Annotated in this window: 19 protein-coding genes, 1 tRNA gene and 1 pseudogene; 7 read left to right on the plus strand and 14 right to left on the minus strand. The window is 63.8% G+C overall.

The window, feature by feature from the left end; translation table 11 throughout:
• The first annotated feature begins 6 nt into the window (after positions 1 to 6).
• Together ACVIGA_RS01635 and ACVIGA_RS01640 are read left to right on the plus strand one after the other, a co-directional pair.
• Positions 7 to 1,542, plus strand: a complete 1,536-nt coding sequence (locus ACVIGA_RS01635) for an undecaprenyl-phosphate glucose phosphotransferase (RefSeq protein WP_456665057.1) — start codon at positions 7 to 9, stop codon at positions 1,540 to 1,542.
• 143 nt (positions 1,543 to 1,685) lie between these two features.
• Entirely contained in the window at positions 1,686 to 2,954 is a 1,269-nt protein-coding gene (locus ACVIGA_RS01640) for an O-antigen ligase family protein (RefSeq protein WP_456665058.1), read from the plus strand.
• On the opposite strand, the gene ACVIGA_RS01645 is transcribed toward ACVIGA_RS01640, so the two are convergent.
• Positions 2,926 to 3,420 carry a MarR family transcriptional regulator gene (locus ACVIGA_RS01645; protein WP_171948162.1) on the minus strand — a complete coding sequence of 165 codons (495 nt, stop codon included), beginning with the start codon at positions 3,418 to 3,420 and terminating at the stop codon, positions 2,926 to 2,928. The genes ACVIGA_RS01640 and ACVIGA_RS01645 overlap by 29 nt on opposite strands.
• Before the next feature lie 123 nt (positions 3,421 to 3,543).
• On the opposite strand from ACVIGA_RS01645, the gene ACVIGA_RS01650 reads away from it, so the two are divergent.
• Positions 3,544 to 4,743, plus strand: a complete 1,200-nt coding sequence (locus ACVIGA_RS01650) for an FAD-dependent monooxygenase (RefSeq protein WP_375775022.1) — start codon at positions 3,544 to 3,546, stop codon at positions 4,741 to 4,743.
• Between the two features lie 101 nt (positions 4,744 to 4,844).
• Here the strand turns inward: ACVIGA_RS01650 and ACVIGA_RS01655 are convergent.
• The 4 genes and pseudogenes from ACVIGA_RS01655 to ACVIGA_RS01670 all read right to left on the minus strand — a co-directional run bounded on the left by ACVIGA_RS01655 (position 4,845) and on the right by ACVIGA_RS01670 (position 9,060).
• Positions 4,845 to 6,015: pseudogene (locus ACVIGA_RS01655) on the minus strand (IS481 family transposase).
• Between the two features lie 128 nt (positions 6,016 to 6,143).
• Positions 6,144 to 7,319 carry a saccharopine dehydrogenase family protein gene (locus ACVIGA_RS01660; RefSeq protein ID WP_456665059.1) on the minus strand — a complete coding sequence of 392 codons (1,176 nt, stop codon included), beginning with the start codon at positions 7,317 to 7,319 and terminating at the stop codon, positions 6,144 to 6,146.
• 67 nt (positions 7,320 to 7,386) lie between these two features.
• Positions 7,387 to 8,172, minus strand: coding sequence for a DUF169 domain-containing protein (locus ACVIGA_RS01665; protein WP_342728746.1), 786 nt, complete (start codon positions 8,170 to 8,172; stop codon positions 7,387 to 7,389).
• 93 nt (positions 8,173 to 8,265) lie between these two features.
• A complete protein-coding gene (locus tag ACVIGA_RS01670) occupies positions 8,266 to 9,060 on the minus strand; it encodes a YdcF family protein (protein ID WP_456665060.1) in 795 nt (264 codons plus the stop codon).
• 66 nt (positions 9,061 to 9,126) lie between these two features.
• Here ACVIGA_RS01670 and ACVIGA_RS01675 point away from each other — a divergent pair, with 66 nt between their 5' ends.
• The 4 genes from ACVIGA_RS01675 (at position 9,127) to ACVIGA_RS01690 (ending at position 12,870) form a co-directional block, all read left to right on the plus strand.
• Positions 9,127 to 10,068, plus strand: a complete 942-nt coding sequence (locus ACVIGA_RS01675) for an acetamidase/formamidase family protein (RefSeq protein WP_456665061.1) — start codon at positions 9,127 to 9,129, stop codon at positions 10,066 to 10,068.
• An 86-nt stretch (positions 10,069 to 10,154) separates the two neighbouring features.
• The gene (locus ACVIGA_RS01680; protein ID WP_456665062.1) at positions 10,155 to 11,981 is read left to right on the plus strand and encodes an AMP-binding protein; all 1,827 of its coding nucleotides are present in this window, start codon (positions 10,155 to 10,157) and stop codon (positions 11,979 to 11,981) included.
• 173 nt (positions 11,982 to 12,154) lie between these two features.
• Entirely contained in the window at positions 12,155 to 12,355 is a 201-nt protein-coding gene (locus ACVIGA_RS01685) for a hypothetical protein (RefSeq protein WP_016844973.1), read from the plus strand.
• Positions 12,356 to 12,402: 47 nt separating this feature from the next.
• A complete protein-coding gene (locus ACVIGA_RS01690; RefSeq protein ID WP_456665063.1) occupies positions 12,403 to 12,870 on the plus strand; it encodes a GcrA family cell cycle regulator in 468 nt (155 codons plus the stop codon).
• A 73-nt stretch (positions 12,871 to 12,943) separates the two neighbouring features.
• On the opposite strand, the gene ACVIGA_RS01695 is transcribed toward ACVIGA_RS01690, so the two are convergent.
• From ACVIGA_RS01695 to plsX, 9 genes are all read right to left on the minus strand, one after another.
• Positions 12,944 to 13,906, minus strand: a complete 963-nt coding sequence (locus ACVIGA_RS01695) for an SDR family oxidoreductase (protein WP_223967610.1) — start codon at positions 13,904 to 13,906, stop codon at positions 12,944 to 12,946.
• A 339-nt stretch (positions 13,907 to 14,245) separates the two neighbouring features.
• Positions 14,246 to 14,425: a hypothetical protein gene (locus ACVIGA_RS01700; protein WP_456670717.1), complete on the minus strand. Its 180-nt coding sequence runs from the start codon at positions 14,423 to 14,425 to the stop codon at positions 14,246 to 14,248.
• Positions 14,426 to 14,788: 363 nt separating this feature from the next.
• On the minus strand, positions 14,789 to 15,652 hold the full coding sequence (gene istB / locus ACVIGA_RS01705) for an IS21-like element helper ATPase IstB (protein WP_166107168.1): 864 nt from the start codon (positions 15,650 to 15,652) through the stop codon (positions 14,789 to 14,791).
• A complete protein-coding gene (gene istA / locus ACVIGA_RS01710; RefSeq protein WP_166309211.1) occupies positions 15,652 to 17,151 on the minus strand; it encodes an IS21 family transposase in 1,500 nt (499 codons plus the stop codon). Before istA ends, istB begins: the two co-directional genes overlap by 1 nt.
• 313 nt (positions 17,152 to 17,464) lie before the next feature.
• Positions 17,465 to 17,542: transfer RNA gene (locus ACVIGA_RS01715), tRNA-Pro, on the minus strand.
• 99 nt (positions 17,543 to 17,641) lie between these two features.
• Entirely contained in the window at positions 17,642 to 18,238 is a 597-nt protein-coding gene (locus ACVIGA_RS01720; RefSeq protein WP_223967607.1) for a MerR family transcriptional regulator, read from the minus strand.
• A gap of 128 nt (positions 18,239 to 18,366) precedes the next feature.
• Complete coding sequence (locus ACVIGA_RS01725; RefSeq protein WP_223967606.1) at positions 18,367 to 18,702, minus strand: integration host factor subunit alpha; 336 nt, start codon at positions 18,700 to 18,702, stop codon at positions 18,367 to 18,369.
• Between the two features lie 130 nt (positions 18,703 to 18,832).
• Entirely contained in the window at positions 18,833 to 19,810 is a 978-nt protein-coding gene (locus ACVIGA_RS01730) for a beta-ketoacyl-ACP synthase III (RefSeq protein ID WP_223967605.1), read from the minus strand.
• Complete coding sequence (gene plsX / locus ACVIGA_RS01735) at positions 19,807 to 20,868, minus strand: phosphate acyltransferase PlsX (protein ID WP_375775031.1); 1,062 nt, start codon at positions 20,866 to 20,868, stop codon at positions 19,807 to 19,809. The genes ACVIGA_RS01730 and plsX overlap by 4 nt, the downstream gene beginning before the upstream one ends.
• Positions 20,869 to 20,944 lie beyond the last annotated feature (76 nt).

Below are 20,944 nucleotides of genomic sequence, written 5' to 3' on the forward strand. Positions count from 1 at the left end.
GGACTCGTGGAACCGTTTAACGCACGCTCGATGCTGGATGCCGCTGCGTCTGCGACGGCCGCTCAGCCGCAGGTCGAACGCCGCCGCCGCCTCTCGCCGGCCGCGCTCGCTATTACCAATCAGAAAGTCCGCAGCGCCTACTCGCCGGTCGTGATCGCCGGCGTGGTTCGCCTCGCCGACTTCGTGCTGCTCAGCCTGGTCGGCGTCGCACTCTATTTTGCCTATGTCAGGCCGATCGCCATCCATTGGGGATATATCGCATCGATCCTCGGCATGTCGGCTGCGGCGGTGGTCTGCTTCCAGGCCGCGGATATCTACCAGGTACAGATCTTTCGCGGCCAGCTCCGCCAGATGACGCGGATGATCTCGTCCTGGGCGTTTGTGTTCCTTCTGTTCATCGGGGTCTCCTTCCTGGTCAAGCTCGGCGGCGAGGTCTCGCGGTTCTGGCTGTCGTCGTTCTTCTGCGTTGGCCTTGCGGTGCTGATCGCCGAACGGCTCGCGCTGCGCTCGATGGTACGCGCCTGGGCGCATGATGGCCGGCTCGACCGCCGCACCATCATCGTCGGCGCCGACCAGAACGGCGAGAAACTGATCGAGGCGCTCAATGCCGACGATGATTCCGACATCCACGTGCTCGGCGTGTTCGACGACCGCAATGACGCCCGCGCCATGGAGACCTGCGCCGGCTCACCGAAGCTCGGCAAGGTCGACGACATCGTCGAATTCGCCCGCCGCACCCGCGTCGACCTCGTGCTGTTCGCGCTGCCGATCTCGGCCGAGACCCGCATCCTGGCGATGCTGAAGAAGCTCTGGGTCCTGCCAGTCGACATCCGCCTGTCGGCTCATACCAACAAGCTGCGCTTCCGCCCCCGCTCCTATTCCTATGTCGGCAAGGTACCGACACTCGATGTGTTCGAGGCGCCGATCACCGACTGGGATCTGGTGCTCAAATGGCTGTTCGACCGCGTGGTCGGCGGCCTGGCCTTGCTTGCGGCACTGCCGGTGCTCGGCCTGGTGGCGCTTGCGGTGAAGCTCGACAGCCCCGGCCCGGTGCTGTTCCGCCAGAAGCGCTTCGGCTTCAACAATGAGCGGATCGACGTCTACAAGTTCCGCTCGCTCTACCATCACCAGGCCGATCCCACCGCCTCCAAGGTGGTGACCAAGAACGATCCGCGCGTCACCCGCGTCGGCCGCTTCATCCGCAAGTCCTCGCTCGATGAACTGCCGCAGCTGTTCAACGTCGTGCTCAAGGGCAATCTCTCGCTGGTCGGTCCGCGTCCGCACGCCGTGCAGAGCAAGCTGCAAAACCGCCTGTTCGACGAGGCCGTCGACGGCTACTTCGCCCGCCACCGCGTCAAGCCCGGCATCACCGGCTGGGCGCAGATCAACGGCTGGCGCGGCGAGGTCGACACCGACGAGAAGATCCAGAAGCGCGTCGAATTCGACCTCTATTACATCGAGAACTGGTCGGTGCTGTTCGACCTCTACATCCTGCTCAAGACCCCGTTCTCGCTGCTGACCAAGAACGAGAACGCGTACTGAGGCCTAGACTTACTGCCGTCATTGCGAGCGCAGCGAAGCAATCCATATCGCAGCTCGGGGATTGGTGGATTGCTTCGTCGCTTCGCTCCTCGCAATGACGAAGCATCCGTTGTGTGTTTTGTATCGAGTTGCGTGAGTATCCGATGGCCTATGCGGCGACAGCCGGGACGTCCCATTCGCCGACATCGGCGCCATCAGGCGTGCTGGCGCTGCAGCGGGCGCTGGTGTGGCTCGCCGGCGCCTCGATCGCCATCGTGTTCATCGAGCCGAGCCCGTATGAACTCGTCACGCTGACCGCCTGCGTGCTGTTCTTTGCCACGGGCCTGCGCATGCAGCTCGTGTTCATGCCGCTGTTGTTCGCGCTGATCGTGCTCAATGTCGGCTACAGCATCGGCGCGGTGCCGTTCCTCGACAAGCCGGAGGTGGTGAACTGGGTCCTGACCTCCTGGTACATGGCCGTCACCGTCATCTTCTTCGCGATGGTGATGTCGGAGGACACCGAAGCACGGCTCGACATGCTGCGCCGCGGCCTGATCGTCGGCGCGATGATCGCCTCGCTTGCGGGCATCGCCGGCTACTTCCATCTGGTGCCCGGCGGCTATGATCTGCTGACCCTGTATGATCGTGCCCGCGGCACCTTCAAGGATCCGAACGTGCTCGGCGCGTTCCTGATCCTGCCGGCGCTGTTCACGCTGCAAAGCGTGGTCACCGACCGCTTCGGCAAGGCGTTCCGCAACGCCATCGCCTTCGGCATCATCTCGCTTGCGATCCTGCTGTCGTTCTCCCGCGCCGCCTGGGGCGGCTTGATCGTCACCGCGGCCTTCATGCTGGCGCTGATGGTGTTCACCAGCCGCTCGCAGGCGCAGCGCTCGCGCATCATCGTGATGACCCTGATCGCCGCGATCCTGGCCGTCGCACTGGTCGCGGTGCTGCTGTCGATCGGCTCGGTCGCCGACATGTTCAAGCAGCGCGCGAGCTTCGACCAGAGTTACGACGAAGGCCGCTTCGGCCGCTTCGGCCGCCACATCCTCGGTGCCCAGATGGCGCTCGAGCTGCCGTTCGGCATCGGCCCGCTGCAATTCCACACCTACTTCCCCGAGGACACCCACAACTCCTTCCTCAACGCCTTCATGTCGGGCGGCTGGATCTCGGGCATCTGCTATCCGGCGCTGGTGTTCGTCAGCGCGATCATCGGCTTCCGCTACATCTACAAGCGGGTGCCGTGGCAGCGCGACTATCTCGCGATCTTCTCGGCATTCCTCGGCATCGCCGGCGAGAGCTTCATCATCGATACCGACCATTGGCGGCATTTCTGGATGATGCTGGGCACGATGTGGGGCATGTACGCGGCCACCGAGCGCACCCGCGCGACACCAGCCGAGGTCAGCGACGAGACTTCGGCGGCAGCTTGAGCTCGGCGCGCTGCTCCGGCGGCATGTCGATCACCGTCTTCAACGCGCCGGTCGCTTCCAGCACACCCTTGTAGCCGTCATTGGCGAAGCGCAGCAGCAGGCGCAGTTCGTCGTCGGTGTAACGGCTCCAGAGCTTGAGCATCGCCTCCTGCATCGGCACGTAGAACTTGCCGATCTCGGCCGCCTTTTCCTCCACCACCGAGATGAAGACCTTGCGGCGGTCGCTCTCGTCCCGCTCGCGGCGCACGTAACCCGCCTTCTCCAGTCGATCGACCACGCCGGTGATCGCGCCGGTGGTCAGCCCGGTGACTTCGGCGAGACGGCCCGCGGTCACCCGCCCTTCGAGGTGCAGGATATCCATGCATTCCATGTCGGAATTGGAGATTCCGGCCATGTTTGCAACGGCTTGGCCGTACATCACGCCCTGCGCGGATGACCGTCGCATCGCCTCTTCAAGTTCCTGCATCAGCGCCGCGCGCGACTTCCCGCTTGACAAAGCTGCTCCCATATCTTACTCGCCAAATATCTTATCTTCTAAGATAATTAGCAACTGACCTTTCGTACCCCACACGGATGCATGGAGCAAGGCATGACCTCACGTCCCCGTAAAGCTCTGATCATCGGCGCCGGCATCGCAGGTCCCGTGACCGCGATGTTCCTGACCCGCGCCGGCATCGAGGCCGAGCTCTATGAAGCATGGCCCTACTCCACCGGGATCGGCGGCGGCTTGCAGATCGCGCCGAACGGCATGCATGTGCTGGCGGAGCTCGGCCTCGCGGACGAGCTGATCCGCAGCGGCTCGATCGCGGAGTCGTTCGATTTCTATTCGCAGGCCGGCAAGAAGCTCGGCTCGCTCAATCAGAACATGCAGCAGCGCTTCGGCCAGCCCGCGGTGAACATGTGCCGTGCGACCTTGAACGAGACGCTGATCGACAAGGCCTGGGCCTCCAACGTCTCGGTGTTCTTCGAGAAGAAGCTGGTGAAGATCGAGGATCGCGGCGACCAGCCGGTCATCGCCTATTTCAACGACGGCACCACCGCCGAGGGCGATTTCGTGATCGGCGCCGACGGCGTGCATTCGGCGGTGCGTCGGCACGTGATCCCGGACGGTCCGACGCCGTTCGATACTGGGTTGATCGGTTTCGGCGGATTCGTGCCGCGGGCCATGTTCGAGCGCCTCTCGATCGGTCAGAAGCTCGAGACGACGTTCGGGCAAAGCGGCTTCTTCGGCTACGGCCTGTGCAGCCCCGATCCGGACACGGGTGGGATGTGGTGGAGCACGCAGCCCTCGCACGGCATGACCGCGGCGGCCTACCGGCTGCAGAGCCAGGACGCGATCAGGCAGCATCTGCGCGATTTCCATGCCGGATGGCATGCGCCGATCCCCGAGATCATCGAGGCCGCCGAGAACATCGTGGTGACCGACACGCTCGACGTCGCGACACTGCCGACCTGGTCGCGCAAGCGCACGCTCCTGATCGGCGATGCCGCGCACGCCACCAGCCCGCATGCCGGCCAGGGCGCCTCGCTCGCGCTCGAGGATGCAATGCGGCTCGGCATGCTTATGCGCGACGGTCAGGAGCTCGGCCTGACGTTCCAGGCCTTCGAGCACGAGCGGCGCCCGCGCGCCGAGAAGATCGTGGCGATCGCCCGCCGCAATGGCAACAGCAAGCGCGAGTTCGGCCCGACCGGCGCCTGGCTTCGCGATCACATGCTGAAGCTGCTGCTGCCGGTGTCGTCCAAGGGCATGGACTTCATGTACGCCTACAACCCGCGCGCGGCGGCGTAGCCGTTGCCGTCATGCTCCGCGAAAGCGGGGCATCCAGTACGCCGCGGCGTATCCGCTCAAGCACAACAGTCTCTGGAATACTGGATCGCCCGGTAGAGTGTTCAGCCCGGGGACATGACCGACGGGTGTTCGGAGACATAGCCGACACTTTTTCCGCTCGCCAAATCAATGATAGCGACCTGGTGGGCGGCGAAGAAGACCCCGTATTGCGCACTGTTTGGCGAGGGGCGAATGGCAAGGCGCTCACCGCGGAAGGCCTGCGGGACCTTCCAAAGGCATCCCTTGAAGCTGATGTAGGCCTTGGTCGTGGAGACGTGGCGCACGATCTCGTGGCTGTCATATTCGACCTCCGGCAAGCGATCGGGCATGGCCCGCTGGCTCGGCCGGTATCGACTGGCCGGCACCTGCTGTCCAAGCGCCTCATGCGGCCGTTCGAAGTTGTAGACCTCCCGCCAGGCGTCAAAGGCGCGCTGTGTCTCCGCGAGATCACGGAACTGCCGTAGCGCGAAGACCTCAGCGGCGAGCGTGCGATGGAACCGTTCGTTCTTGCCACGGCTTTGCGGGTGATAGGGGCGACTGTGGATGACCGCGATGCCGAGCTTGAGCAGCCAGACCGAGAACCGCGTCCACCGCTCGCCAGAAGGGTCGCCCCACGGTGAGCCATTGTCGACGAAGAAGGCCTCCGGCAGACCGTAATGACGGAAGGTCTTCTCCAGGCGACTACGCACCGTATCGGTGCGTTGATCGGCGCAGGGCCTGCAGGCACAGATCATAGCGCGAGTGGTCGTCGACCACGGTCAGAGGATGGCATTGAGCGTCATTGCCGAGCCGAATCCAGCCTTTGAAGTCCATCTGCCACAACAGATTGGGGGCCGGCATCTCGAAACGCTGGCTTGCCACTGCGCCGCCGAGCGGAGGCTTGATGCGGCCTGCTCGACGCAAGATCTCATGGACCGTCGAAACTGCTGGCGCATGATAGCCTTCCCGTTCCAGACAGCGAGCGATCTTGCGAGCTCCCCACGCCGGATGAGCATCGCGTACTGACAAAATGCGCTCTTCGAGCTTGCAATCAGTTCGTCCTGGGCTCGAATGCGGCCGGCGCGATCGGTCCGCGACGGACTGATCCGCCTGCCATCGTGCGAGCCACTTGTAAGCCGTGTCGGGATGAATGTTGAACCGACGGCAGAGCTCGCGTCGGTTCGCGCCCTCCTGCATCGCAAGCCGTACAAACTCGCGCCGTTGATCCATCACCGACACCTCACGCCATGGCATGGACTTGGCCTCCCACTTTGCCAAATCCCTGCACTATGATGTGTCGGCTATGTCTCCGAACACCCGTCGGTCATGTCCCCGGGCTGAACATCGAGCCGGGCGATGACATCTATCGCGATCGCGCGAAGCTACTTCTCGACCTCGAACGTCAGCCCGGCGTGATCGACCAGGCGCTTGATCAGCTTGTGCTGCATCGCTGCTCCCGGCGTCCAGAAGCCGGCGGCGAGGTCGGGCGTGTCGCGCAACAGGCAGATCGCGCATTCCGAGATCATCTTCGAGGTCGAGCCGTAGCCGGGATCGCGATCGCCCTTGATGCCGGCGCGGACCATGCGGCCGTCAGGCGCGACTGCCAGATAGAGCAGATCGTAGCGGCCGTTCTCGCGCTCTTCCTTCGACGGCCCCTCGCCCGGCTTCGGCGCGCTTGGTCCGGTCTTCTCGGAATTCAGCGCCATCACGCGCTTGGCGATCGCTTCGCCCTTCTCGCCGGGACCGGTCAGAACCATCTCGTCGTAGACGAACTCCTTGCCGTACGGAAAGCCCATCAGCATGTTGGAACGGTGGACGTTGCGCGTGTTGATCAGCGCCATCATGAACGGCGCGGTCCATGAGTGCAGGTCGTCCTCATAGGCCGGCTTGCTGCCGCGCGGCTGCTTTGGGCCCTCGAAGCCCGGCGTCAATGCAAACGGGTTGTTGAGGATCGCAACCAGGCTCAAATCCTTGGCGACCGCATCGAACGTTGCCTTGGCGCTCGCGGCCGTGCCGCCGGACAGCGTGCCGCGCATGTCGCGGACCCGGCCTTTGACTCGCTGCGCCGGCGCACCGAATATGCGTTTGGCTTCCTCCTGGACGAAGAAGGCGCCGAGCTCGAACGGCACGGAATCGAAGCCGCACGAGAACACGATCCGCGCGCCGCTGGCCTTTGCGGCGGCCTCGTGCTTGTCGATCATCTGCCGCATCCAGACCGGCTCGCCGCAGAGATCGAAATAATCGGTGCCGCTGTCCACGCAGGCCGCGATCAGCTCATTGCCATAGAGCTGATACGGACCGACCGTAGAAATGACCGACTTGGTCTGCGCCAGCATCGCCTTCAGCGATGCGGCGTCGCCGGCATCGGCAACGATCAGCGGCGTGTCGGCGGGCGCGCCGATCGCATCACGGACCGAGGCGAGCTTGTCCTTGCTGCGCCCGGCCATCGCCCATTTCAGGCTGCCGTCGCGATAATGCGCCGCGAGATATTCGGCGACGAGCTGGCCGGTGAAGCCGGTTGCGCCATAAACAACGATGTCGAGTTTCAACGAGGACATGGATCGGGCTCCCTGCTCAGCAAAATGGGCGCCCCTTTTGTCATCGCGGGCGCGGCGACGCAATCAGCTATTTCTTGGCATAGGACACGCCCATGCCGGCGCGCACGTCGGCCTGGATGCCATAGGGTGCGATCGGGTAGCGCAGGCCGTTCTTGGCGAGTTGCTTCATCCCCGCGATCGCCTTCACCAGATAGGCCGGCGGCAGCGCCATCAGCATCTCCTCGTCGGGCACGCCGCCATAGCGGCGTTCGGCGAAGCACGGCAGCGACAGGCTCGGCTCGCCGGTCTTCAGCGCCCGCCCCCACGAGTCCGCGCACGCGGTTTCGCCGACCACGCCCCACTCGAACTTCTTGTAGCCGGTATACTGCAGCCCGTTGATCAGGATGATCATCTGCCCCGGCGTTGCGTAGACGAGGCAGATGTCGGGCGGATTGAGACGTCCGCTGGTCAGCGGGCTCACCGCCATCGCCTGGTACTGGCCGTAAGGCACCACGTCGAGCGCCTCCTGGCGCTTGCGCGCGTCTTCGGCCGTGCCGTGCCAGACGCCGACATAGTTCTCGCCGGCAAGCCACTTCTCGTCCTGCGGCGCGAGCCCGATCACCGCACGGCATTGCGCGCCGACCAGATCATCGCCGGTGATGCCGACGGTCCAGCCGAGCCGCGAGGCCATGCTGACGATCTGGTCCGTGGTATGGACCGCCGACGGGCGGCGGATCTTCGGGATCGCCTCCATCTCCTCGACGCGCGCGAACATCTTGATGCCGATGACCGTGGTCTTCAGCCGCAGCAGGTTGTTCAGGTCGGCCACGATTGCGGAGAGGTCGAACTGTTCCGGCGGTGTCTGCTGTTGCATGGCGAAAAACTCCCGTGATCGGCGGCTTGGCGCCGCCTGTTGCTTTGATGTTAGCCGGATTGGCCGAGGGAAGCGACAAGCTCGTGGTACGGCTCAACGTGCGACTGGTCCCGGCAGCAAATCATCGGTCTTGCCCACCAGATGATAGGCGATGAGCCCGATCCACTCCCGCGCGCCGAGATCGGTGCGCGACAGGCCCTCGATCGCGAGTGTCGCGAAACCCATGACATTGCCGACACGCCAGTCGACCGGATAGGCCTCGACGTTGAATCCCGCCTTGCGGAACAGCCCGATCGACCGCGGCATATGATAGGCCGACGTCACGAGCAGCCAGCGCTCACCCGGCTTGGGATCGACCAGCGCCTTGGAGAACTCGGCATTCTCCACCGTGTTGCGCGAGCGGCGTTCGATGATCCATCGCGATTTGGCAATGCCGAGGCTCTCGAATATCTCGGCGGCGTAGTCGGCTTCACGCGCGTCATTCGAGATCAGGTTCGCGCTGCCGCCGGTGAACACGAGGCGCGCGTTCGGATATCTGCGCGCGAGCGCCGCCGCCGCGATGACGCGATCCGCCGCAGTGCGCACCACCGGCGTGCCGTGCGCAACCGACAGATCGGCATCGATCGAGCCGCCGAGCACGATGATGCCGTCGGGCGCGCCGCGCGAAGCGTCCCATGGCGGAAAGCGCTGCTCCAGGATGGAGATCAGGACATTGCCGAGCGGCGAGAAGCCGCAGATCGCAAGCAGCAGCGCTGACGCCACCATCAACCTGCGGCCGAGCGGGGCAAACCGCGTCAGCAGCAGAACGGCGCCGATCGCGCCGATACCGATCAGGAAATTGATCGGCAGCAGCAGGATGCCGAGCGTCTTGGAGAGCACAAAAAACAAGCGAAGCCTCTGCGAAGTTCTGCTACAGCGTCATACGCTGTCGGGAATGCAATAAAAAGCAGTCACATGACCCATCATCATCTGAAGTCCAGTCCCGAAACCTGCCATTGGGGCTTCTTCGAAGCAAAGCTGAAGCCGGTCCTGACCCTTGCGAGCGGCGACGAGGTCACGATCGAGACCGTCAGCGGCGGCCCCGACGTGGTGCCCGATCGCGGCAAGTTCGTGGTGCCTCCGGAGCTCGACGACATTCATGCGAAATGCGAGCGGATGGTGCCCGGGCACATCCTGACCGGCCCGATCGCGGTCAGCGGCGCCGAGCCCGGTGACGTGCTCGAGGTCGATATTCTCGACGTCCAGCTCCGGCAGGACTGGGGCTACAATCTGATCAAGCCGCTGTCCGGCACCCTGCCCGACGATTTCCACGAGACCCGCATCCTCAACATCCCGCTCGATCGCGCGCGCATGGTCGGCCGCATGCCGTGGGGGCTCGACCTGCCGCTGAAGCCGTTCTTCGGCGTGATGGGCGTGTCGCCACCGCCGGCCTGGGGCCGCATCTCCTCGCTGATCCCGCGCGCGATGGGCGGCAATCTCGATAACAAAGAGCTTGGGGCCGGCGCCAAGCTGTATCTGCCGGTGTTCGTGCCGGGCGCGCTGTTCTCCTGCGGCGACGGTCATGGCGTGCAGGGCGACGGTGAGGTCTGCGTCACCGCGATCGAGACCGCGCTCACCGGCCGCTTCCGCCTGACCCTGCGCAAGGACCTCAAGCTCGCCTATCCGCGCGCCGAGACCGCTGACCATTACATGACCATGGCGATGGATCCCGATCTCGACCAGTGCGTGGTGCGCGCGCTGCGCGACATGATCGTGCTGCTCGGCGAGAAGCGCAATCTATCGCGCGAGGACGCCTATACGCTGTGCAGCCTGGCCGCCGACTTGCGCGTCACGCAGACCGTCAACGGCTCCAAGGGCATTCACTGCATGATCGCCAAATCGGTCGTTCACGGCTGACGCCGGTCGATAAGCCGCACTTGTGTTCCGCAAGTGCGGCTCGATACAATCCCCCTCCCAACGAACAAAAATGGACGGGGACGGATATGCTCAAGGACAGGCTTTCGCCGGCCGACGAGGCTGCGCGCGACAAGGAGATGCAGGAGACGCTCGCCGCCTGCCCGCGCATCCTCGATCTCATTGCCCGCGGCCCCCAGGGCGCGCCGGACGCCGAAGCCGCGATCTATCTGCGTTCGCCGCTCGATCCCAACCCGGTCGTGATCTCGAACGATTATTTGATGGGCTGCATCAAGGCGGCTGAAAACTATTTCCGCGGCCAGGGCATCGGCAAGGACGATGCGGTCGCCGTCCTGGTGCCGGCGTGCCCGGCGACCGTGGTTGCGATCTTCGGCGCAGCCGCCTGCGGCGTCGCCGAGCCGCTCAATCTGCTGTTCACGCGCGAGGCGATCGTCGCCCAGCTCAACGCCATCAAGGCAAAACTGTTGCTGACCCCGCCGCCGGGCATGCCGGGCGGGCTCTATGAGCGGGTCGAAGGCTTGCAGCGCGAGGTGCCGTCGCTCCAGCGCATCGTGATCGTGCCGCTCGACGGCAGCATCGCGTTCGACGGCGAGCTGCTGCGGCCTGATCCCGCGTGGCGCGACGACTACGGCAAGTCGAAGGACATGAGCGAGGCCGACCGTGTCGCGGTGATGCTGCCGACCGGCGGCACCACAGGTCATCCCAAGGTGGCGCGGCTCACCAACCGCGCGATGGTCGCCTCCACCGTGTCCTCGCGCATGGCGCTCGATTTCCATCGCGGCGAGCACGCGATGATCACGATGCCGCTGTTCCATGTCGGCGGCCTGTTCTGCACGACGGCCAATTGCCTTTCCGCCGGCACGACGATTTTCATCCCCGGCCCGGCCGGCGCGCGCGATCCGGCGCTGATCACGCATTTCTGGAAGATCGTCGAGAAATACCGCGTCAACATCTCCGGCAACGTGCCGACCACGCTCGGGGCGCTGGCAGACATCCCGGTCGCGGACAGCGACATCTCGACCCTGCGCGTCACTGCCACCGGCGCCTCGATCTGCCCGCCGGAGATCGAACGGCGTTATCTTGCGACCTGGGGCGGCCCGTGCATCCAGCAGCTCTACGGCATGACCGAGCTCGCCGGCGCCATCACGCATGACGTACACGGCGTGAAGCCGCGCGCCGAGAGCGTCGGCACCCGCAATCCGCTGGTCGAGCTCGCGATCCTCGACGGCGGCAAGCTCAACACCGGGCCGTGGCCCTCGCCGGTCGGCGAGCTCCTGACCCGGGGCCCGCAGGTGTTCGCCGGCTACGTCGACGGGAAACAGACCGAAGAGGCGTTCCGCGACGGCTGGCTGCGCACCGGCGACATCTGCCGGATCGATGCCGACGGCTTCGTCTACATCCTGGGCCGCGCCAAGGACGTCATCATCCGCGGCGGCCACAACATCGATCCGCGCGCGATCGAGGATGCCGCATTGGCGTTTCCGGGCGTGGCGCTGGCCGCGGCCGTCGGACGTCCCGACACCTATGCCGGCGAGGTGCCGATGCTGTTCGTCTCGGCGCAGCCCGGCGCCCATATCGATCCGAACGCGCTCGCCGCCTTCGTGCAGGACAACATCCTGGAGCCGCCGGCGCGGCCGCGCGTGGTGTCGGTGATCCCCGAGATGCCGGTCACGCCGGTCGGCAAGATCTTCAAGCCGAAGCTGCGCGAGATCGCCGCCGGCGAGGCGGCACGCGAGCTGCTGGCTCGAGAAGGCCTGTCTGGCGAGGTCAGAGTCGAGGCCATCACCGACCCATCTCGCGGGCTGTACCTGAGTGTGAGCGCGCCGGCGGACAAGGCCGAAACAGCTGAGCGGCTCCTCAAGAAGTTCCCGGTCAAGGTCGAGTTACGATCCTAATACACTCATTTACCTAGCTCATTTGACTGCAACGCCGCGCCGGAACTAGCCTCCGGCGCGCGCGAACGTGCGCGTCCAGTTTCGCAGCCCATGGCTTGACGGACCGCCATATTCCTAAATAGACTCTAAATAGATACTTTTCAGTATCTGCGTTCAGGGTTAAGCGTTTTCTCATGGCTACAGAAAAAGCCGAAACCGACCGCGTCCCGGTCACGTTGGCGCTCTCGACGATTGGTTACCTCGAGAAGCTGGTGAGACAGGGCACCCACGGCACGAGCGTCCCAGGCGTCGCACGGACATTGATCGAGGAAGGCATTCGGCTCGCCATCAAGGACGGGTTGCTTGCAATCCGCGACAACGGCCGCACGCCTTGACGGCGCGCGCGTCGGCGCGGCGGTTCAACAGAACGTGGAACCGTCAGATGATTACCATCGAACCGACCTGGACGCCGGAGCGCGTCGACCAACTCAAGATCTACTTTGAAGCCGGCCTCTCCTGCCGCGACATCGCCGTCAATATCGGCGTCAGCCGCAATGCGGTGATCGGCAAGCTGTCGCGGCTGAACCTGACGCGCACGACGCCGGACGAACGCCGTGCCAGGCGGAAGAAATCCACCGCCCACGCCGCGCAGCGGACGACCGCGAAGCAGCAGCTCCGGTTACTTCAGGCGGTCTACGAACAAGTGCCCGACGATGCGCCGATCGTCAGCGCCAACAACTGCTCGCTGTTCGAGCTGAGCGAGCAGCGCTGCCGCTGGCCGATCAGCACACCTGGCGCCGATGATTTCTGCTTTTGCGGCAACACGCCGCTCGGCGGCATGCCCTATTGCTCCGGGCATTACCGCCTCGCCTATCAGGCGGGATCACGCCAGCGCGCGATCCGCGGGTAGCGTTTCGCGCGACGCGCACCGCGTCGAAACGGGGAGCAGGTCCGGTCCTGATCGATCAGAACCGGACCGCTGATCACCCGACCTTCCAGCCGGTCGCAGCCACGATGCCCTGGTAGAACTCCGGCGTGTAGGCCTGCTCCGGGGTGTTGCGCACGCGCTCGTCGAGCAGATGCGCATCGTCACCGACCAGGATGCGCCAGCGATCGGCCTTCACGCCATCGAGGATGATCTTGGCGGCGGCAGCCGCCGTGGTCGGTGCCTCGTCATGGAAGATGCGCGCACGGTCGAGCGCGAGCTGCTGGATGTCGGCATCCGACATCTTGGCGACGTCGATGCCCTGCCCTTGCAGACGCTGGCGGGCCTGCCTGAGCTCGTCGGGATTGAGCTGGTCGGCGCCATTCTGCACCTTGCGCGAGTTCGACACGATCGAGGTGCCGATGTGGCCGGGCATCACGACCGAGCATTTGACGTGCGGCGCGTTGAGGCGGAGATCGTTGATCATCGCCTCCGTGAATCCCTTCACCGCGAACTTCGCCGCGCTGTAGGCGGTGTGCGATACGCCCATGCCGACCGAGGCCCAGAAGCCGTTGACGCTCGAGGTGTTGACGATGTGCGCCTCGTCGGCCTTCACCAGCAGCGGCAGGAAGGTGCGGACGCCGAGATAGACGCCACCCCAGCAGATGTTGAAGGTGCGCTCCCACTGCTCACGCGTGTTGGTGAACAGGCTGCCGCCACCGCCGATGCCGGCGTTGTTGAACAGCAAATGGATCTTGTCGGTCGCCTGCTGCTCGACCAGCTCATCGCGAAAGCGCTTGTAGTGATCCTCGATCGAGACGTCGGCGACATGGGTGGTGATGCGCAGGCCCTGCGGCAGCTTCTCGACCTCGCACAGCCGCTTGGTCTCGGCCATCGCTTCCATCGAGACGTCGCACATCGCCACATTGCATCCTTCAGCAACGAGCTGCCGCGCCAGCTCGCGCCCCATGCCCGTGCCGCCACCGGTGATGACGGCAATCTTTCCGGCAAAATCCTTCATGTGAGATCCGTTCCTTCCTTGATTCTTCTTGCCCTGCTTGTTCTTGGTTTCGGCTGGAGCGCGGATCGCAGTCGCAGCCGCTTGGCTGCGGCACTCTACATCACCGAATTGTCGCGCAGCAACGGCGCCCACCGACCACGCGCAAGTGTGCCGCCGACAGCAGATCAAATTCATTCCGCGTAGCGAACATTCCGATATCGACAAGCGCAGAAGCGGCGTGGCCCGATACATCGTCATCGCATGCGCGCTGCTCGGATGCTGCGATGATGTCGCTCGAATCTCGAACGCTTGTCCGCGAATTCGGTGAGCGAGATGTCGGAGCGCGGAACCGCTCGCGCGCTATTCGGCTGTCTCGATCTGCACAGGCGCGCGCCGCCGCAGAACGCCGGTGCCTGCGCTCAAGACAAGCTTGAGCATGCCGCGCCACGAGAAGTCGACGACAACTTCATGGTGCCGCAACCCCTTGCCGCCCTTCACCAGGCCGAGATCCCGGATCAAGCAGTAATGGCCGCTGCTCATCCGAGCCAGGCGGCTGTTCTTGAAGCGTCCCATGAGTAACGAGAATGCACTGCGGATCGATTCCGTCAAATCTTGACGGCGTCGAATCGGCGAGACGGTGTGAGCCCTGCTTGCGAGCAACTGTTTGCGACGGCCGCACGCATCACGATCGGCGGCGACGCCGGCCGGTGCCTTGAATCAAAAACCTCCGGCAGGGCATTGCCGGAGGTTTGGGAGGCTTAGCATGAGCTAAGAGCCATCATTCAATGTGTTGGCCGCCACGTATATAGTTTAGTAGATCAGGTAAGTAAATAAATTTGCCGCGAATGAATCGCATGGCACGTCTTCGTTGTTCGCCTGGACCGAAATGACGCAGCCAATCTGTCAATCGGCGTTCGACTGGGACCCCCTATCGGCATCCAAAAGGGACCCCTTTGATCGGCGTGCTCTGCTGGTAGCGCTCGGGTCGTCGGAGCTGGTCGGGGTTGCGGAGACGGCGCGAGCGCGGGTTGTTTGAACATCGTCGCGGCTTTTGAATCGCCAGCTGTCGTTGCCGGTCTCGACGATGTCGCAGTGATGGGTCAATCGGTCGAGTAGCGCGGTGGTCATTTTGGCATCACCGAACACACTGGGCCATTCGCCGAACGCAAGATTGGTGGTGACAATGATGGAGGTGCGCTCGTAGAGCCGGCTGATGAGATGGAACAGGAGCTGACCGCCGGATTGCGCGAACGGCAGATAGCCCAGCTCGTCGAGAACGATGAAGTCCATGCGGGTCAGATGCTCGGCGAGCCGTCCCTGCCGACCGTTGCGGGTCTCGGTCTCGAGCCGGTTGACGAGGTCGACGACGTTGTAGAAGCGTCCTCTGGCGCCATCGCGGATGCAACTTCTGGCGATGGCAATCGCCAGGTGGGTTTTGCCTGTACCGGTGCCGCCAACCAGCACGACGTTGCGTTGTTGGGCGATGAAGCCGCCGCCAGCGAGATCATTGACGAGAGTCTGATTGATCGGCGTGCCGTCGAACTGGAAGTCGGCGATGTCCTTGGCGAGCGGCAGCTTTGCAATGGTGAGCTGGTATTTGATCGACCTGGCTTGCTTCTCGTTGATCTCGGCGTTGAGCAGGTCGCCGACAATGCGTTGAGGCTCGTGCTGGCGCTTGACGGCAGTTGCCATGATCTCGTCGAAGGCAGCCTTCATGCCGTAGAGCTTAAGTTCGCCCATGAGGTCGAAGATTTGGGTTCGTTCCATCAGATGGTCCTCCGGAGGTTGTCGTAGCGGGCACAATCGGCGATCGGTGCATGACGGAGCGTCAGTGCGGCCGGCGTCATGATGTTGGCCGGTGGGGCGGGTTCACGTTGACGGGCCAGGATATTGAGAACGACATCGGCGGAATGGACGCTGTGACTGAGCGCTTCGGCACAAGCCGCTTCCACCGCGGACAGACCGTCAGTCAGCACCGCGGTGAGGATGTCGACCATCTGCCGATTGCCATCGTCGGTGCTGGCCAGCTTGCGCCGGATCCGCTCGATCGCGGCCGGCAGCACCCAGTCTTTGAAGGGAGCACCGTTGCGCAAGGCGCCGGGTTTGCGGGCGAGCACCGGCACATAATGCCAGGGGTCGTAGACGGTATCGCCGCGGCCAAAGGATCGCGGGTGCTCGGCAACGATACGTCCATCCTGACGGATCACGATGCGATCGGCATAGGCTTGAACCTCGACCGGTCGTCCGACTGCACTGGCTGCGACCGAGTACTTGTTGTTGTCGAAGCGCACCAGGCAGGTCTTCGAGACCGATGCTGTCACCGCATGGAAGCCGTCGAAGCGGCCGGCATAGGGAACGAGTTTGGGGCGTTCGGCTTCGAACACGTCCCAGATCGTCTGATCGACCAGCTCCGGATGGCGATGAGCCTTGGCGTAGGCGATGCACTTGTCGAGCAGCCAGGCGTTTAACTCGTCGAGGTTTTTGAACCGCAGCCGCGGCGTGAAGAAGCGCTCCCGGACCAGCCCGACCTGGTTCTCGACCTGCCCCTTCTCCCAGCCCGACGCTGGCGTACAGGCGACCGGATCGACCAGATAGTGGCTGCACATCTGCAGGAAGCGGCGATTGTAGAGACGGCCTTTACCGACAAAGATCGTCTCCACCGCGGTCTTCATGTTGTCGTAGATGCCGCGGGTGCAGGTGCCTTTGAACAGGGCGAATGCCCGGTCGTGGGCGTCGAACACCATCTCCTGCGTCTCCCGCGGATAGGCCCGCACGAACAGCATGCGACTGTGACAGAGCCGAACATGAGCAGCCTTCACCATCACCGTGGTGCCGCTCAGCAGGACCACCTCGTGGCTCCAGTCGAACTGGTAGGCTTCGCCTGGTGCAAAGCTCAGCGGCACATAAGCCGACGCTGTCGAGGTGCCGCGTTCCTTGGTCCACCGTCGGGCGTATCGACGAACCGCATCATAGCCGCCGGCATAACCCAGGCCGCGGAGTTCCTCGAATAGCCGGATCAGCGTCAGCCGTTCCCGCGCCGCCTTGCTCTCATTCCCTGCCAGCAACCGATCAAGCTCGGCACTCCAGGCACCCATCTTCGGGAGCGGCTGCGTCTCGCGCTCGTACCGGAACTCCGTCGCTTGAGAACGAATGACCTTGCGAACCACCTTCCGCGATACGCCAAGTTCTCGGCAGATCGCCTTGATCGGACGACCATCAACAAAGTAGGCGCGACGGATCTTACCAATCGTCTCCACCACCAGCATCCCAACCTCGGCTTCCATGACTCGATGGAAGCCACTGTGGACCCTTATCCCGGGGTCCCGATTGGATGCCGATCACCCCGAAACGGGGTCCTTATTCCATGCCGAAACACACTCGTAGCGAAAGAAACCTGAACACACAACTTGGCCGATTGGCGAGTGGGTATCCTGTTGGAAGACGATTAACATAGCCCTCAGCAACCGCGGACCAAAGCCGCCTAAGAACGCCAGGCGAACAGAATTGGCAACCAAATGGCAACGGGCGGTTTGATGGCAACCGCCCGCTTGAAATCGCCATTGAATGTATTGAGAAAAATGGTCGGAGCGAGAGGATTTGAACCTCCGACCCCTAGTCTCCCAGACTAGTGCGCTAACCGGGCTGCGCCACGCTCCGATGCCGTTCCATTAGCTGCGATCCCGCGTTCGCGCAAGGCAAAGCAAGCCCTCAAAGGGAGCAATCCGGGGCCCGGTTCCCCATGGCAGCCTCCTTGGCTCAGCCGTCCTTCATCGCCGCATCGATCAGCTGCCGGCAGGCGACCAGCTCCTGCAGCGCGCGTTCGAGCTTCTCCCGGTCCACTGGAGGGACGGAGGGACGCACCGGCGGTGCGGCCGACGCCTTGCCCGGATGGGCGTGCGCCTTCTTGTAGGTCGACAGGATCGGGTCCTCGTCGGGATCGACGAATCGGTAGTCGATGCCCCCCTCGTCGCCGTCGCCTTCCTCGCCGTCGAAATCGAGGCCGTCATTGCTCTCGAGGTCGTCGGGCTCGGCCATGCTGTTGCCGACCGCCTCCTCGACCGCGCCGAACGAGACGGCGGCGGTCTGGTCGGCGATGCCCTGCACCGACTTGATGCCGTGCTCTTTCAGGATCCGCTGCACGCCGCGGATGGTGTAGCCCTCGCCGTAGAGCAGCCGGCGGATGCCCTTGAGCAGGTCGACGTCGTCGGGGCGATAATAGCGGCGTCCGCCGCTGCGCTTCATCGGCTTGATCTGCGCGAAGCGCGTTTCCCAGAATCTCAGCACATGCTGGGGAATATCGAGCTCATCTGCGACTTCGCTGATGGTACGGAACGCATCCGGCGCCTTGTCCAAATGCCCGCTCCTCTGGCTTCAATGCCCAGAGCCCCTTCTGTTCCGGTTGAATTGGAACGGGGCTCTCGATTCTAGTTTTGGCGCGTCTTCTTCACGCGAACCGGGTATCCACTTCGCTTGAAAACGCCCTAGTCGGCCTTGCTGCCATCGCCGTTGGTGACGACATGGCCATTGATCCGCTGCTTCAGGATCGCCGACGGCTTGAACACCATCACACGCCGCGGCGAGATCGGCACCTCGGTGCCGGTCTTTGGATTGCGCCCGATACGCTGGCCCTTCTTGCGCACCATGAAGGAGCCGAATGAGGACAGCTTCACCGTCTCGCCCTTTTCCAGGCAATCGGTGATCTCCTTCAGCACCAACTCGACAAACGCCGACGATTCCGTGCGCGACAGACCTACCTTTTGGTAGACCGCCTCACACAAATCGACGCGCGTCACTGTTTTTCCAGTTCCATTGGTCATCGCCTGCCCCGCACTCTCGGCGAACAATTTCTTGACTGAAATTAAAAGCTTAGCGCGCAATGGTCAACAGCGACCAGCATCCGGGCGCCGGAAAGATGCCGGCAACCTGCCGATACTCTTTGACGATGCGCTACCAGCGGACGAGCGCCGAGCCCCAGGTGAAGCCGCCGCCCATCGCTTCGAACAGCACCAGATCGCCCTTCTTGACGCGTCCGTCCTTCACAGCGACCGACAGCGCCAGCGGGATCGAGGCCGCCGAGGTGTTGCCGTGCTTGTCGACTGTCAAGACCACCTTCTGCGGCGCAATATGCAGCTTGTGGGCCGATGCATCGATGATTCGCTTGTTGGCCTGGTGCGGAATGAACCAGTTGATGTCGTCGGCCGTAAAGCCGGTGGCCTTGAACGCATCGACGATCACATCGGTGATCATGCCGACGGCGTGCTTGAATACCTCACGGCCTTCCATCCGGAGATAGCCGACCGTCTTGGTCGAGCCGGGACCGCCATCGACGAACAGCTTCGACTTGTGGCGCCCGTCCGAGCGCAAATGCGTCGTCAGCACGCCGGGATCGTCCGTCGTGCCGGAATGCTGCTGCGCTTCCAGCACCACCGCGCCGGCGCCATCGCCGAACAGCACGCAGGTGCCGCGGTCGTTCCAGTCAAGGATGCGCGAGAAGGTTTCGGCGCCGATCACCAGCGCCCGCTTGTGGGCGCCGGCGCGCAGGAAATTGTCCGCGGTGGTCAGCGCAAAGACGAAGCCGGAGCAAACCGCCTGCAGATCGAACGCGACGCCGTGGTTGATGCCGAGCGCGTGCTGGACGGCGACCGCGGTCGCCGGAAAGGTGTTGTCGGGCGTCGAGGTCGCCAGCACGATTAGGTCGATCGACTGGGCGTCGATCTTGGCATCGGCGAGCGCGGCGCGCGCGGCATTGATCGCGAGATGCGAGGTGAACTCGTCATCGGCCGCGATGTGCCGCTCGCTGATACCGGTGCGCTGCACGATCCAGTCATCCGACGTATCGATGCGCTGAGCCAGTTCGGCATTGGTCAAAACCCGCTCCGGCAAATATGAGCCGCAGCCGAGCACTACCGAACGTATCGTAGTCACGAGACAGCCTCCTGCGCGGTCTGCGCCTTTACCAGGGCGCCGCCGTCACGGTTGAGCATCTGATTGATCTTGGTGAGGAGATCGTAGTGGGCCATCTCATAGCCAACATCCACCGCATAGGCAAAGCCTTCCGCGTTGGTGCCGCCATGGCTCTTGACCACCACGCCGTTCAGGCCGAGCAGCAGGCCGCCATTCGACTTGTTGGGATCGAGCTTGTCGCGCAGCTTCTGGAACGCGCCGCGGGCAAACAGATAACCGATCCGCGCCAGCAAGCTCGACGACATCGCCTCGCGCAACAGCGTGAACATCTGGCGCGCGGTTCCCTCGGCGGCCTTGAGCGCGATATTGCCGCTGAACCCTTCCGACACGATCACGTCGGCGAGCCCCTTGCCGATCGCATCGCCCTCGACAAAGCCGATATAGTTGAACTGCGGCGCGTTCATCGCGCGCAGCATCTCGGCGGCCTCGCGGATTTCCCCGTGGCCCTTGATCTCCTCGGACCCGATATTGAGCAGGCCGACGGTCGGCCGCTCGAGATTGAACAGCACGCTCGCCATCGCGCTGCCCATCACCGCGAGCGTTGCCAGATGGCGGGCGTCGCCGCCGATCGAGGCTCCGAGATCGAGCACCACCGAATCGCCTCGCAGCGTCGGCCACGCCGCAGCGAGCGCCGGGCGGTCGACGCCCGGCAACGTCCGCAGATTGATGCTGCCCATCGCCATCAGCGCGCCTGAATTGCCGGCGGAGACCGCAACGTCGGCCTCGCCGTGCTTCACCGCATCGATCGCCAGCCACATCGACGACGCCCTGCGGGTCCGCCGCAGCGCCTGGCTCGGCTTCTCGTCATTCTTCACCGCGACGTCGGTATGGATCACCTTCGATACCGCCTTCAGCGCCGGATGTTTCGCAAGCTCCGGCTCGATCTGGGCCCGGTCCCCGACCAGCAGGAATTCGCTGTCGGGATGACGGCTCAACGAGATCGCGGCGCCGGGAATGACCACCGATGCGCCGACATCGCCCCCCATGGCGTCAAGCGCGATTCGAACCTTATGAGGCATGAACGTCCCGGAAGCCTGCTCTCCCACAGCCCTTCAGAAGAAGACCGCGAGCTTGAAGTCACCGCCGTCAACGGCG

This window comes from Bradyrhizobium sp. USDA 3240 (assembly GCF_054063295.1).